The sequence below is a fragment of the Sulfitobacter litoralis genome, from assembly GCF_900103185.1.
Classification (GTDB): Bacteria; Pseudomonadota; Alphaproteobacteria; order Rhodobacterales; family Rhodobacteraceae; genus Sulfitobacter; species Sulfitobacter litoralis.
The window spans coordinates 22151-35350 of record NZ_FNJD01000022.1 but is presented as its reverse complement, the minus strand read 5'-3'; the positions used below and the strand labels follow the sequence as shown (position 1 = coordinate 35350).

The following is a 13200-nucleotide window of genomic DNA, read 5'->3' as shown; positions in this document are numbered from 1 at the left end:
GCGTCCGGACCGTGTATCAGCCCAAGCACAGATCAAACCTGACAGACTGGAATTTCTCGCCTTATGCCATTTGAAGCCATCGACCCGCCACAGAACACCCCTTTGGCTGGCCACCGAAAAATTGCCGTCATCGGCGCGGGTATTTCCGGCATGGGGGCGGCGCATATGTTGGGCGACGACCATCAGGTCACATTGTTCGAAAGCTGCCCCCGTCTGGGCGGTCATGCGCGCACCAAGATGGCGGGCAAGAACGGCGACCAGCCTGTGGATACGGGCTTTATCGTGTTCAACTATGCCAATTATCCCAACCTCGCCGCGCTGTTCAAAGAACTGGACGTGCCCGTGGTTAAATCCAACATGAGCTTTGGTGCGTCCATTGACGGCGGGCGGCTTGAATATGGCCTGATGACGCTGGATTCGATCTTTGCGCAGCGGCGCAATGCACTGAACCCCAAATTCCTGCGGATGCTGACCGATATTGTGCGGTTCAACAACACGGCCACCAAACTGGCGCAGGATCGCACGCTGACCATCGCGGGCTTTTTGGACAAGCTGGGTGCGGGCGAATATTTCCGCAAATATTACCTGACGCCGCTGTCCGGCGCGATCTGGTCCACACCCGTAGACAAGATCATGGATTTCCCAGCCTATTCGATGATCGACTTCTTTGAAAACCACGCTCTGTTAAGCCACACAGGGCAGCACCAGTGGTATACGGTCGACGGCGGGTCCCAGGAATATGTGAACCGTCTGGGGGCATCGCTGTCGGGCAAAGGCGTTGACATCCGTCTTGGCACCCCTGTCCAATCCGTCCGCCGCACCCCGTTGGGGGTAGAGGTGAAAACCAACGGCGCGGAATGGGAAGCCTTTGACGAGGTCGTGTTTGCCAGCCATTCGGATGACGCACTTGCACTGCTGGCCGACCCCAGCGCAGCAGAGCGTGCAGCCTTGGGCGCCGTGAAATACCAACCGAACGACGTGGTGCTGCATGCGGATGCGTCCGTGATGCCCAAGCTGCGCAAAACATGGGCATCTTGGATTTATGCTGAGGACAAGGGACAGCAGACCGACCGGATCGACCTGACATACTGGATGAATTCGTTGCAACCTATCCCGATGGACGATCCGCATTTTGTCACGCTCAACACCAAACGCCCGATCCGCGAAGAGCTGATCTATGATCAGGTCACTCTGCGCCATCCGGTCTATGATCTGGGCGCGTTGGCAGCGCAGGAACAGGTGCGCGGTTTCAATGGCGTACAGAACACCTGGTTCTGCGGCGCATGGATGAAGCACGGCTTTCACGAAGACGGCTTGTCCAGCGCTGTTGACGTGGTGCAGGGGCTGCGTGCCAAGACCAAGGTCGCATTGGCCGCAGAATGAGCGCCGGCGTCGATCATATCCGGGGCGTGACCTATCATGGGCGCAAGGGGGCGGTCGAAAACAGCTTTCGCTATTCTATCGATTATGTCGTGCTGGATGCAGAGGCGGATCTGCAAACGCCCGCGCTATTCGGGCGCAACCGTGGCGCTGTGACATCCCTGTGGGACGCGGACCACGGTGGCCCCAAAGGTGCGGGTCGCGGGGCCGCTTGGGTGCGCGATGTTCTGGCGCAGCACGACGTTACGGGTGTGGCTCGGATAGAGCTGATGGCACAGCCTCGGGTCCTGGGGCATGTCTTTAACCCTGTTAGTTTCTGGCTCTGCCGGCGCGCGGACGCGGCGCTGATCGCGGTGATATCAGAGGTGTCGAATACATTCGGCGACCGTCACAGTTATCTGTGTCACCACGATGACCTGCGCCCGATAGAGTCGACCGATCACCTGCACGCAACCAAGGTTTTTCATGTCTCGCCCTTTCAGCCGGTCGAAGGCGGATACAGCTTTCGCTTTGATATTCGCGATGATCATATCGGCGTCTGGATCGACTATACCCAAACTGATGGCGGATTGATCGCCACCCTGACCGGTACGCGCAGCCCGCTGACGAACCGTGCTATTCTGTGGTCGCTGCTGCGGCGTCCGTTCGGAGCGCGGCGTGTGCTCGGGCTAATTCATTGGCAGGCGCTAAAACTCTGGTGGAAGGGCGGCGGCTATCGCCCGCGCCCCGAACCGCCGGTGAATGACGTCTCGAAAACGTGACCCGTTCGGCGCATCACCTGCCGGCATATGCGCTGTTTGCGTCGCTGTTGGCGGCGGCGGGGCTGCCGATTTATATTCACGCGCCCAAGTTCTTTGTTGATGAATACGGGGTGTCCCTTGGTGCATTGGGGTCGGTGCTGTTTGGGCTGCGCCTGCTTGATGTGGTCCAAGACCCGCTGCTGGGGCGACTGTCACATATGCTGCGCCACCAACGCGGGGTGGCTGTCGCTATTGGCACAGCCCTGATGGCAGGGTCGATGTTTGCGCTGTTTGCGGTTCCGCCGTTGCTGCCGCCGCTGATCTGGTTTGCGCTGACCCTGACGGGCGTGTTTTCCGCGTTCAGTTTCCTCACGATCTGTTTTTATGCTCAAGGCGTCGCCAAGGCGGCAACGTTGCCCGGGCGTGGGCATTTGATGTTGGCACGCTGGCGCGAAACGGGGGCTTTGCTGGGCGTCTGCGTCGCCTCGGTGCTGCCTGTGATGCTCGGGGTGGTGTTAGGTGCACCGTTTGCGGGGTTCGCCGTCGGCTTTGCCGTGCTTGGCGCGGCGGGCGTTTTTGCCATGCGGGGCGAGTGGCACAGCACAGGCGTTGAGGGCACCACGGGTATCGGCGTTGTGCTGCGCGATCCCGTCGCGCGTCGGCTGCTGGTGATCGCGCTGTTTAATGCAGCCCCGGTTGCAGTCACGTCGACGCTCTTTCTATTCTATGTCGAAAGCGTGCTGCGCGCACCGGGGTGGGAGGGGCCGCTGTTGTTGGTGTTTTTCCTCTCTGCTGCCGTCGCGGCCCCGTTCTGGGGCAAACTGGCAGAGCGTTTCGGCCCCAAGCCCGTCTTGCTTGCTGCAATGACGCTGGCGATTGTGGTGTTCGCGGGCACATTGCTGTTGGGGGCGGGGGATTTGGCGTGGTTTGTGCTGGTGTGCCTTGCCTCCGGTGCAGTGCTGGGGGCCGATCTGACGCTTCTACCTGCCATGTTCGCGGCACGTATGGCGGTTGTGGCACCGTCTGCCGCCGAAGGGTTCGGGCTGTGGTCACTTGTGTCGAAATTCTCCCTTGCCTTCGCTGCCATAGCGCTACTTCCCACCCTGCAAGCGTCCGGTTTTGACAGCGCTGCCACGGGAAATGCACCTGTGGCGATCACTACCCTTATAGGGCTTTATGCCGGAGTGCCTTGCGTGCTCAAGCTGATTGCCATCGGGTTGATGGCCGCCACGCCGCTGCAAAAGGATGACGAAAAATGATGGATGTGGTTTATGTCTTTATAGGGGCTGCCCTGGTGCTGGCGGTCTGGCTGGCGCGGCGGCTTGTCATGAGCTTTTCTGCACAAAAGCCGTCGGACTATGCGGATGACTACACCGTCTTCGACATGAAGAAGCATCTGAACGGGGCCATGGTCTGCGAGGGCGTAATCTTTGGCCCGTCGGGGCGGGTGACCAGCAGCTTTGTGGCTGACTTTATCGTGACATGGGACGGCGACACCGCGCAAATCAACGAACATTTTGTCTATGATGACAACACCACCCAAGACCGTGTCTGGACGATCACATTGGGCGAGGCGGGGCATTTCACCGCGACAGCACCCGATGTCATCGGCACCGCCAAAGGGCGCAACGTTGGCGCGACGGTACAATCGAAATATGTCATCCAGCTGCCCGATGACGTCGGTGCGCACCAGCTGAAAACTGTGGACTGGATGTATCTTACTCGCGACGGGACGATCATCAACCGCAGCCAATTTCGCAAATTTGGCCTGAAGGTGGCCGAACTTGTTGCGACAATTCGTAGAAAGGATGAACAATGACCGAATGGACCGGAAAGCGCTATTGGCTGATCGGGGCGAGCGCGGGATTAGGCGAAGCGCTTGCGCATAAGCTTGGCCGACTTGGTGCCGAAGTCATTGTCTCGGCCCGATCCGAAGACAAGCTGGCGGCATTGACCAGAGAATTGCCCGTGTCCGCCAGCTATCAGACCATCGATGTGCAGGATATCGATAGTATCCGTGCCGCGGTCAAAGCTGTTGGTCCAGTAGACGGGATTGTCTATCTGGCAGGGGCCTACTGGCCCTTTGGCGCGCAGGCGTGGGAGCCTGAACACGCAACCACTATGATAGATGTAAATCTTACCGGCCTTGTGCGCGTGATGGGAGAAGTCGTGCCTGATATGGTCAAGCGAGACGCGGGGCATATTGTTATTACCTCGAGCCTTACGGCCTATCGTGGATTGCCAAAATCTATCGGCTACACAGCCTCCAAGGCGGGGACCCTGTCGCTGGCGGAATGTATGCACGCTGATCTACGCAAAACCGGCATCAAGGTGCAGGTAATCAACCCCGGTTTTATAAAGACGCAGCTGACTGACAAGAACGATTTCAAAATGCCGTTCCTGATGGAGCCCGAAGCCGCCGCCCAACAGGTGGTCGAACATATGAGCGGCACCAGCTTTAAGAAGAGCTTTCCGTTCGGATTTTCGCTGTTCTTCCGGCTGGCGCAGTTCCTGCCCGACGGCATTTATTACCGCCTGTTCGGGTGATCCGGTCGGGCGGGTGTCTTGCCCGCCCGCAAAGCATTACAGCTTTGCGCTATGCGTAACGAAAAGCGTGCGTGCACGCTGCCAGACAGGGGCGTCATGATCCGCCAGCGCGGACAGCGTCGGCAGCAGCTGCGCGGCGTAGTCTTCAGAGCTTTCCAGCGGCAGCATCGATGGCAGGTTATCAATCGCGGTGACATCCAACGGCGGGGTATTGTGGACGCGCAAGGCGGGCTCTGCCCATGTTGTTGCGCGGTCATAAACCGGCACAGGGTTGAAATCGCTATCGGGGTCGCAGGCAATATCCCCGATCACCCGCAGCGCCCGTGGCCGATCAAGCGCGCTTTGGGGCACGAAAACCGGTGTCTGCGGCCCCGCCAGAATGCAGTTGAAAAACAGCACGTGCTGCAAGATTTCCGGGAAGGGGCCACCGTGAGCCGTTTCCTTCATGTCCCAACCGGTCACTTTGATGCCAAGGCGCGCGCATAAATCCGCCGCACCGCTGCCGACACGCCCAAGTGCGCCGATGACCAAAGCGTCCGGCACCTCGAGTCCGTCAATCTGTGCCGCAAGGTCGCGGGTCAGCGCGTCGGCGTCCGGATAAGGCGTGATCGCGGCGACGGCCTTGTTGCGGGTTTGGGCTGCCCAGCATTTGACGGCCACCGCAGCGCCGGCAAACCCTGCCCAATACCCAAAGGCGGCGACACGGCGACCGGAATCCTCTGTTAGATATTCCAAATCCAGCAACGTGCCGCCGCCAGCCTTGAAACGCCCTAACAGCGTCCGCCCCGCCGATTGTCCTTTATAGGCGTGCCCAAACATGATGTGCCGATGGACCAATGGCGTGCCGTCTTCAGGTAGCTCTTTCAGGCCAAAGATGATCGCATCAGCGGGGGCATCAGGCCAGCTGTTCTGGGGCGCGATGGCGCAGCCTGTGGCCTTGTAGGCGTCGGTTGCGATGACGCGGGTGTCTGATGCTTCGACCGTGACGCGGAAACCCTGTTCCATCAGCGTCGAAACCCCTTTGGGCGTAATGCCCACGCGGGTTTCATTGTTGCGCTGTTCGGCGCGGACCCAGAGATGTGGCGCGGTCATAGCATGCCTTTGTCTTTTACCGTGACGACACTGTCGCGGGCTTTCATTTGCTGCATGAACGCGGTGATCTTGGGATAGGCCGCGGTCTCTACGCCGTCCCCCTCAAGCCAGTTGCACACAACGAACAGATACGGATCGGCAAGGCTGAAAGCGTCGCCCAATACATACGGTCCGCGCAGGATGTCATTTTCGACAAAATCGGCGCAGGCGGCCATGGTCTCGGGCACCTGAGCGGTCATATCGTCAAAGCTTGACTGGTGCTTGGCCCACCGCGATCCGCGCATTTTGTGGGCGTGTGCGACATGCATGGTCGAGGCGAGGTAATACATCGCACTGCGCATCTGTGCCGCTGCAGTCGCGTCCGACGGGGACAGGCCTGCCTTGGGGGCGATGGCGGCGACATAATCAAGCAAGGCACCCGTTTCTGTCAGGATCGTATCATCCTCAAGGCGCAGCGCGGGAACGCGGCCCTTGGGGTTGATCGCCAGATAGTCAGGTTTTGTCTGCTCTGCCGTGGCGAAATCGACGCGCACCGCGCGATAGGGCAGGCCCGCCTCTTCGAGGGCGACCGCCACCGCAACAGAGATGGTTCCGGGCGTGTAATAAAGCGAAAGCATCATTTTACCTTTCAAATATGGGTCTGCGCGACACGGCGTGCAGGCGTGTCCAGATGAGGCACCGCGTTGAACAATACCGGTGACCAATGGCCGCCGATGGGGAACAGCCTGTGCATTGACGTGTGCATAATCGCCAGCGCAATGCGCGACATGGCCGGAATACCCAGCCCCATCGCCTGCGCCATCACCATAGAAATCAGCCCCCCTGACGTCACCACCAGCGCGGGACCGTCCCCGTCCGAGATTTCCTGGAGCACGGATTTGATGCGGCTTTCAAAGTTGGCGTAGCTTTCGGGCGGGTTTTCAAGCTGGTCGCTTTTCCACGTCTCGAACACCAGCGGGAGGTGTTTGGTAAAGCCGCCCTGCTCGGTCGGAAAGGGGATGCCGTGCTGTTGCTCCATCATGGTGGCAAGCGTGAAATACTCAAGCTCGTTCAGCCGTGCATCGCGGACCGGTTCAAGCCCGGTGTTCATGCCTTCGGCGGTTTCTTTATGCCGCCGCAGCGTGCCGGTATAAAGCCGCGTATGATGCGTTTCCGACTGCCGCAGGTGATCGCCCAGCCACGCGGCCTGTTCATGACCAAGCGGGCTGAGCTTGTCATAACTGATTTCGTCTTTGGCATGTGAATTTGCCTGACCGTGGCGGATAAGAGTAATGTGGGACATGGCGCGCCTTTTTCTGTTGCGCCATTGATAGGCAAGCCTTGCGCGGGTTGAAAGGCTGCCGGCACATGGCGCAGGGATTTTTTGCCGCAGGCCCCCGGCGTCGCATATCGGAAACGCCGGTGGCGCAAAAACGGGGCAGGGTGTCGGGATTATGACTGCCGCCGCGCACATGCCCTGCCTATACTGCGGGACGGTACAGGAGGTTTCCACATGGCGAACAAGGTTAAATTCACGCTCGACGGCGAAACGGTCGAGGCCGATGCCGGGCTGACCATATGGGAAATCGCCAATGGTCGCGGGCTGAAAATCCCGCATCTGTGCTTTACGCCAGAGCCAGGGTATCGCCCTGACGGGAACTGCCGCGCCTGTATGGTCGAGATCGAAGGCGAGCGCGTTCTGGCTGCGTCTTGCCTGCGTGAACCAAGCGACGGCATGGTCGTGACCACCAACAATGCCCGCGCCGAAAATGCCCGCAAGATGGTGATGGAACTGTTGGTTACAGATCAGCCCGCGCGAGAGGTGGCCCATGATAAGTCGAGCCATTTGTGGGATATGGCCGAGATGGAGGGTATCTCGGAAAGCCGCTTTCCCAAGCTGGAAGAGGGGCGCATTCCGCTGCTGGACGACAGCCATGTCGCAATGCGTGTGAACCTTGATGCCTGTATCCAGTGCAACTTGTGTGTGCGTGCGTGCCGCGAGGTGCAGGTGAACGACGTGATCGGCATGGCCGGTAGGGGGCAGGACAGCTATCCGGTGTTCGATATGGACGACCCAATGGGCGCGTCCTCTTGTGTGGCGTGCGGTGAATGTGTGCAGGCCTGCCCAACGGGGGCGCTGATGCCCGCCACGGTGGTCGATGACGCGCAGGTTGGGGACAGCGCCGACTTTGATAGCGAAGTCGACAGCATCTGCCCGTTCTGCGGTGTGGGCTGTCAGGTGTCGCTGAAGGTCAAGGACGGTAAAATCAAATACGTCGACGGCATCAATGGCCCCGCGAACGAGGGGCGGCTGTGCGTCAAAGGGCGCTTTGGCTTCGACTATATCCACCACCCGCACCGGCTGACCAAACCGCTGATCCGTCGTAAGGACGCCCCCCCCAAAGGGCTGAACGTGGACCCGGGCAACTGGCAAACCCACTTCCGCGAAGCCACCTGGGACGAGGCCTTGGATTTTGCCGCGGATGGCATGAAAAAGATTGGCGGCACGGGCGTGGCGGGTTTTGGGTCGGCGAAATGCACGAACGAGGAAGCCTACCTGTTTCAAAAGATCATCCGTCAGGGTTTTGGTCATAACAACGTCGACCACTGCACGCGGCTTTGCCATGCATCGTCCGTGGCAGCACTGATGGAGAACGTCGGTTCGGGGGCCGTTACCGCGACATTCAACCAGATCGAAAACGCCGATGTGGCGATTGTGATCGGCGCGAACCCGACCGAGAACCACCCCGTCGCGGCGACGTTCTTCAAGCAATTCGCCAAGCGCGGCGGCAAGCTGATCGTGATGGACCCGCGCGGCCAAGCGCTGAAACGTCATGCGTCGCATATGCTGCAATTCCGCCCCGGCACCGATGTGTCGATGTTAAACGCGATCATGCATGTGATCGTCGAGGAAAAGCTGTTCGATCAACAGTATATCGAGGCTTACACCGAAAACTGGGAAATCGAGAAAGCCCACCTGAAAACCTTTACCCCCGAGAAAATGTCCAAGATCTGCGGCATCGACGCGGAGGTGCTGCGCGATGTGGCGCGGACCTTTGCGGGGGCCAATGCGGCGATGATTTTCTGGGGCATGGGCATTTCGCAGCACATCCACGGCACCGATAATTCGCGCTGCCTGATCTCGCTTGCGCTGATGACGGGGCAAATCGGACGGCCCGGTGCGGGGCTGCACCCGTTGCGGGGGCAGAACAATGTGCAAGGCGCATCCGACGCGGGGCTGATCCCGATGTTCCTGCCCGATTACCAGCCGGTGTCCGATGATGGCGTGCGGTCTGCCTTTACCGACGTGTGGCAAAGCAGCGATTTCAGCAGCCAGAAGGGTCTTACCGTGACCGAAATCATGGACGCGGTGTATGATGGCGACATCCGGAGCCTATATGTTCTGGGTGAGAACCCCGCCATGTCCGACCCCGATGTGGAACATGCCCGCGATGGGCTGGCCAAGCTTGATCATCTCGTGGTGCAGGATATCTTTTTGACCGAAACCGCGAACTTTGCCGATGTGATCCTACCCGCAAGCGCCTTTGCCGAGAAATCCGGCACAGTGACCAACACCAACCGTCAGGTGCAAATGGGCCGCCCCGCCGTGCCGCCGCCCGGCGACGCGAAAGAAGACTGGTGGATCGAGGTCGAACTGGCGAAACGTCTGGGGCTGGGGTGGACCTATACCGACCCAAGCCAGGTCTTCGCCGAGATGAAGCTGAACATGTCGTCACTGAACAACATTACATGGGACCGTCTAAAGAACGAAGGGGCCGTGACCTATCCCTCGACCAGTCCCACGGATCCGGGGCAGGCGATTGTCTTTGCCGACGGGTTCCCGCGGCAAGACGGGCGCGCACGGTTCACGCCTGCCAGCATTATCGCACCTGATGATGCGCCCGACGAAGACTATCCGATGATCCTGACCACAGGGCGCCAGCTGGAACATTGGCACACGGGATCCATGACGCGGCGGTCCTATGTGCTGGACGGGTTAGAACCCGAGGCGAACTGTTCGCTCCACCCGTCGACCTTGCGCAAGCTGGGGGTTCAGCCGGGGGCGTATATCCGTCTGACGACAAAGCGTGGATCGATCGAGCTGATGGCCCGCGAAGACCGCGCCGTGTCGCCCGATATGGTTTTTCTGCCCTTCGCTTATGTCGAAGCCGCGGCGAATATCCTGACCAATCCGGCGGTTGACCCCTATGGGAAAATCCCCGAGTTCAAATTCTCGGCGGTGAAAGTAGAGGCCGCAACAGTCCCCCAACCCGCAGAGTAACCCTGCAAATCAACCCCAACCTTTTGCGCGACCACAATATCGCCTGAGACGTTGGGGCAGATGCCGGCCCGGCTCGATATCTATTTAGGTTCAGTGGCGTAGATACCCGCGGCGTTCAGCACGGTTGCGATAGCGGTCGGCCATTTTTGACGCCTCGCGCAAGTTGCCGAAACACTGGATGACCGCTTTGGGTTGTCCGCCGGCCACACCCCATTCGCGCAGTACGGATACTTCGCTAAAGAGGTTCATCGCGATTTCCACGCGGTAAAACAGCCGTCGTTGGGCCACATTGGTCCGGTAGAGCAAACATTCGATCATCGGTGGAATCTAACGGGCGACAGGGCAGGCGCGCAATACCAAGGTTCATGTCGACGCTAAAAAGATGGGACATGAAAGGGGTGTCAGCTCCATGTAACGTCGCCCAGAAAGATATAGCCCGCCCCATAGATTGTCTTGATAAGCTGGGGGTTCTTGGGGTCTTCGCGCAGCTTGGTCCGCAAACGAGAGATGCGGACATCCATCGCCCTGTCAAAGCTTTCAGAGGCGACGCCGCCCAAGCTTGACTGCATCTGTGCGCGGCTCAGCAGGCGTTTGGGCGCGTCGAGAAACAGGCGCAGGACCTCCCCCTCGGCATGGGAAAACGGGATTTCGGCACCGGTGTCATCCTCCAGCGCGTAGCGGTCGAAATGCGCTTTCCAGCCGCTGAACGCCGCGACCGTGCCTGCCTGCGGGGACGGCTTGGCGCTGCGCAAGCGGGCGCGGATACGGGCGACGACTTCGGCCGGATCAAAGGGTTTGATGATATAATCATCGGCCCCAAGCTCCAGCCCCGTGACGCGGTCCTGCACCTGAGCGCGCCCCGAGATGATGATAACAATCGCACCCTGTTCCAACGCGAGACGGTGCACCAAAGTCAGCCCGTCGGAATCCGGCAGGGACAGGTCGACAAGGCAAACGTCGGGGGTGTGGGTCGCCAAAGCGGCCTCGAACGCGCGGGCGCGGCCGAACGAGAGCGTGTCAAAGCCCGCTTCCTCCAGCGCGACAGCCAGAAGGGTGCGGATTTCGGGTTCATCGTCCAGAATGGTGACAAGGGGGCGGGTCATTGGGCGGCGATCTCTTTCGGGGCAATCAATGCGGTCAGGTCCGCGGCTTCGAACGGTTTGCGCAGCACGGGTGCGAGGGTTTGCGCCTCTAGGAACTGGGCGTCATCGGGCGGCAGCGAGGTCATCAGCACCAGTGGCGGCGCGTCGGGTGGTAGCCGTTTGGCAAGGTCCAGCCCTGTCGCCTCGCCGACAAGCTGGATGTCAGACAGGATCAGCGCGATATCGGGCAGATCGGCGAGTAGCGCGGTCGCTTCGTCCGCGCTGGCAGCTTCGATCACGGAATGGCCCAGGCCCATCAGCATATCCCGCACGAGCGCGCGCAGATCATCGGCGTCTTCGACCAGCAACACCAGCCCGGTGGTGGCAGCGACGGCGGGGCGGTAGGGCAGCCGCATGGTCACCTGCGCGCCATGGGCCGTATTGCCAAGGCGCAGATCGCCCCCCGCCGATTTCACCATATCATAGACCATCGGCAGCCCCAGCCCCGATCCTTCGGCCCCTTTGGTCGTAAAAAACGGATCAAACCCGTGCTCCAGCGCCGAGGGCGAAAAACCGGGGCCGGTATCGCGCAAGACCCATTCGATCCATGTGTCATGGACCTGTCGTACTTCAAGCGAGATCGCCCCCGCAGCCCCGCAGGCATCGCGGGCGTTCAGGATCAGGTTCAGCAGCCCGTCCTGCACCAACCCGCTGTCCAGCAGCACGGGGGTGTCACCCATCTGGTTGTCGATGCTCAGGGTCATGCCCTTGGGCAGGGTGGGGCGCGCGATCAGGGTCAGATCTTCAAGCAGCCGCGGGATATGGGTCGCGGTCGGACGCAGCGTGCGCGCGCCCGTCATATCGGCAATAGAGCTAAGCAACGTGCCGCCCCGGCGCGCCGCGGCAAGAGTGCCTTCGATGAGGGGGGCCGCCTCTGCCGGTTGGCCGTCCAGCCGCCCCAGCCGGGACTGCAGGCCAAGGATGATCGTCAGTAAGTTGGAAAAATCATGCGCCAGCCCCGAAATCACCTGCGCCGCGATCTCGCGCCGGCGGGTCTGCTGCAGCGCGACACGGTTCTGGGTTTCCTCGGTCACATCCATCGACAGGATATAGACCCCGCCGTTTGTATCGGGGGTAAACGCTCCGCGGATGCGCCGGGCACTCATCTCGTCCGTGAATTCGATCACCGACGGCTTTCCGGCAAAGGCTTGGGTGAGCGAGGGGGCGATAGAGTCGTAGGCCTGCTTGCCCAGAACCTCGGTAATATGGCGGCCGATCAGGTCCGCGCGCCGCCCCGGCATGACAGAGGCCAACCGCCGGTTTGAATAGGTGTAACAGGCGTTTGCATCCACATGGGCGATATGGGCCGGCATCATTTCTGTGGTCAGCCGCGTGCGGGCTTCGGACAGGGTAAGCTGGCGTTTCGCCTCTTCCAGCGCGGTGTTCATCGCGGCAAGTTCGCGGTTGGTGGCTGACAGTTCTTCGGCGTGGGCCAGCACCTGCCCCGACAGCGCATCAGACCGCGCGCGCAGCAGTGCCTCTTGCTGTTTGGTGCGGGTGATGTCGGTGTAGACGGTGACCCAGCCGCCTTGGGGCAGGGGCGACCCTTCGACCGAGATGGTGCGGCCATTGGCGCGGGTACGTTCCATATAATGCGCTTCAAACGCGCGGGCCTGTTCCACCCTTTCGGCCACAAAATGCGCCACGTCGTCCACGTCACCGTATTCTCCCAACTGTGCCAGCAGGGTGATCGTTTCTTGAAAGCTCGCGCCGGGGGTGACCAGCGCTTTGGGGAGGTCAAACATCTGCTGGAACGGTGCATTACACAGCACCAGCCGCAAATCCGCGTCATAGATCGTCAGCGCTTGCGCGATCAGGTTCAGCCCCGCAGCCGTCATGAGTTTTGTCTGATGATCGTCGATCTGCATGCGTCCTCCCCCCGGCGGCAGACTGCACCATCCCCAAGGTGCCGCCAAGCGCAACCTTGGGAAATCACGCCTGTTACAATTCGTTAGAATTGAGAAATCATTAGGTAAAAGTTGACGCAGAGCATCGGGTCAACATCATGGTGTGACATCAGAATCGCACCAGCGATCGA

12 protein-coding genes are annotated in these 13200 nt (G+C 60.3%); 6 read left to right on the top strand and 6 right to left on the bottom strand.

Going from position 1 to position 13200, the window contains the following annotated elements; genetic code table 11:
- Window positions 1–63: 63 nt before the first annotated feature.
- From BLQ98_RS15035 to BLQ98_RS15015, 5 genes are read left to right on the top strand one after another with little or no spacing between them, the layout of a single operon-like run.
- A complete protein-coding gene (locus BLQ98_RS15035; RefSeq protein WP_093734080.1) occupies window positions 64–1383 on the top strand; it encodes an NAD(P)/FAD-dependent oxidoreductase in 1320 nt (439 codons plus the stop codon).
- Window positions 1380–2141, top strand: coding sequence for a DUF1365 domain-containing protein (locus BLQ98_RS15030; RefSeq protein ID WP_093734079.1), 762 nt, complete (start codon window positions 1380–1382; stop codon window positions 2139–2141). Before BLQ98_RS15035 ends, BLQ98_RS15030 begins: the two co-directional genes overlap by 4 nt.
- Window positions 2138–3379, top strand: coding sequence for an MFS transporter (locus BLQ98_RS15025; RefSeq protein WP_093734078.1), 1242 nt, complete (start codon window positions 2138–2140; stop codon window positions 3377–3379). The genes BLQ98_RS15030 and BLQ98_RS15025 overlap by 4 nt, the downstream gene beginning before the upstream one ends.
- On the top strand, window positions 3379–3939 hold the full coding sequence (locus BLQ98_RS15020; RefSeq protein WP_414718540.1) for a DUF3833 family protein: 561 nt from the start codon (window positions 3379–3381) through the stop codon (window positions 3937–3939). The genes BLQ98_RS15025 and BLQ98_RS15020 overlap by 1 nt, the downstream gene beginning before the upstream one ends.
- The gene (locus BLQ98_RS15015) at window positions 3936–4667 is read left to right on the top strand and encodes an SDR family NAD(P)-dependent oxidoreductase (protein ID WP_093734076.1); all 732 of its coding nucleotides are present in this window, start codon (window positions 3936–3938) and stop codon (window positions 4665–4667) included. The genes BLQ98_RS15020 and BLQ98_RS15015 overlap by 4 nt, the downstream gene beginning before the upstream one ends.
- A gap of 36 nt (window positions 4668–4703) precedes the next feature.
- Here BLQ98_RS15015 and BLQ98_RS15010 read toward each other — a convergent pair whose 3' ends face one another.
- The 3 genes from BLQ98_RS15010 to BLQ98_RS15000 are packed head-to-tail and all read right to left on the bottom strand — an operon-like array spanning window position 4704 to window position 7041.
- Complete coding sequence (locus tag BLQ98_RS15010) at window positions 4704–5759, bottom strand: saccharopine dehydrogenase (RefSeq protein ID WP_093734075.1); 1056 nt, start codon at window positions 5757–5759, stop codon at window positions 4704–4706.
- Window positions 5756–6376: a glutathione S-transferase family protein gene (locus BLQ98_RS15005; RefSeq protein ID WP_093734074.1), complete on the bottom strand. Its 621-nt coding sequence runs from the start codon at window positions 6374–6376 to the stop codon at window positions 5756–5758. Before BLQ98_RS15005 ends, BLQ98_RS15010 begins: the two co-directional genes overlap by 4 nt.
- 11 nt (window positions 6377–6387) lie before the next feature.
- Window positions 6388–7041, bottom strand: a complete 654-nt coding sequence (locus tag BLQ98_RS15000) for a histidine phosphatase family protein (RefSeq protein ID WP_093734073.1) — start codon at window positions 7039–7041, stop codon at window positions 6388–6390.
- A 210-nt stretch (window positions 7042–7251) separates the two neighbouring features.
- On the opposite strand from BLQ98_RS15000, the gene fdhF reads away from it, so the two are divergent.
- Window positions 7252–10020: a formate dehydrogenase subunit alpha gene (gene fdhF, locus BLQ98_RS14995; RefSeq protein ID WP_093734072.1), complete on the top strand. Its 2769-nt coding sequence runs from the start codon at window positions 7252–7254 to the stop codon at window positions 10018–10020.
- 90 nt (window positions 10021–10110) lie between these two features.
- Here fdhF and BLQ98_RS14990 read toward each other — a convergent pair whose 3' ends face one another.
- The 3 genes from BLQ98_RS14990 to BLQ98_RS14980 all read right to left on the bottom strand — a co-directional run bounded on the left by BLQ98_RS14990 (window position 10111) and on the right by BLQ98_RS14980 (window position 13030).
- Complete coding sequence (locus BLQ98_RS14990) at window positions 10111–10338, bottom strand: WGR domain-containing protein (protein WP_093734071.1); 228 nt, start codon at window positions 10336–10338, stop codon at window positions 10111–10113.
- 83 nt (window positions 10339–10421) lie between these two features.
- Window positions 10422–11123 (bottom strand): response regulator transcription factor, encoded by a 702-nt coding sequence (locus BLQ98_RS14985; RefSeq protein WP_093734070.1) that lies wholly within the window; start codon window positions 11121–11123, stop codon window positions 10422–10424.
- Window positions 11120–13030 (bottom strand): PAS-domain containing protein, encoded by a 1911-nt coding sequence (locus tag BLQ98_RS14980; protein ID WP_093734069.1) that lies wholly within the window; start codon window positions 13028–13030, stop codon window positions 11120–11122. Before BLQ98_RS14980 ends, BLQ98_RS14985 begins: the two co-directional genes overlap by 4 nt.
- Window positions 13031–13200: the final 170 nt, after the last annotated feature.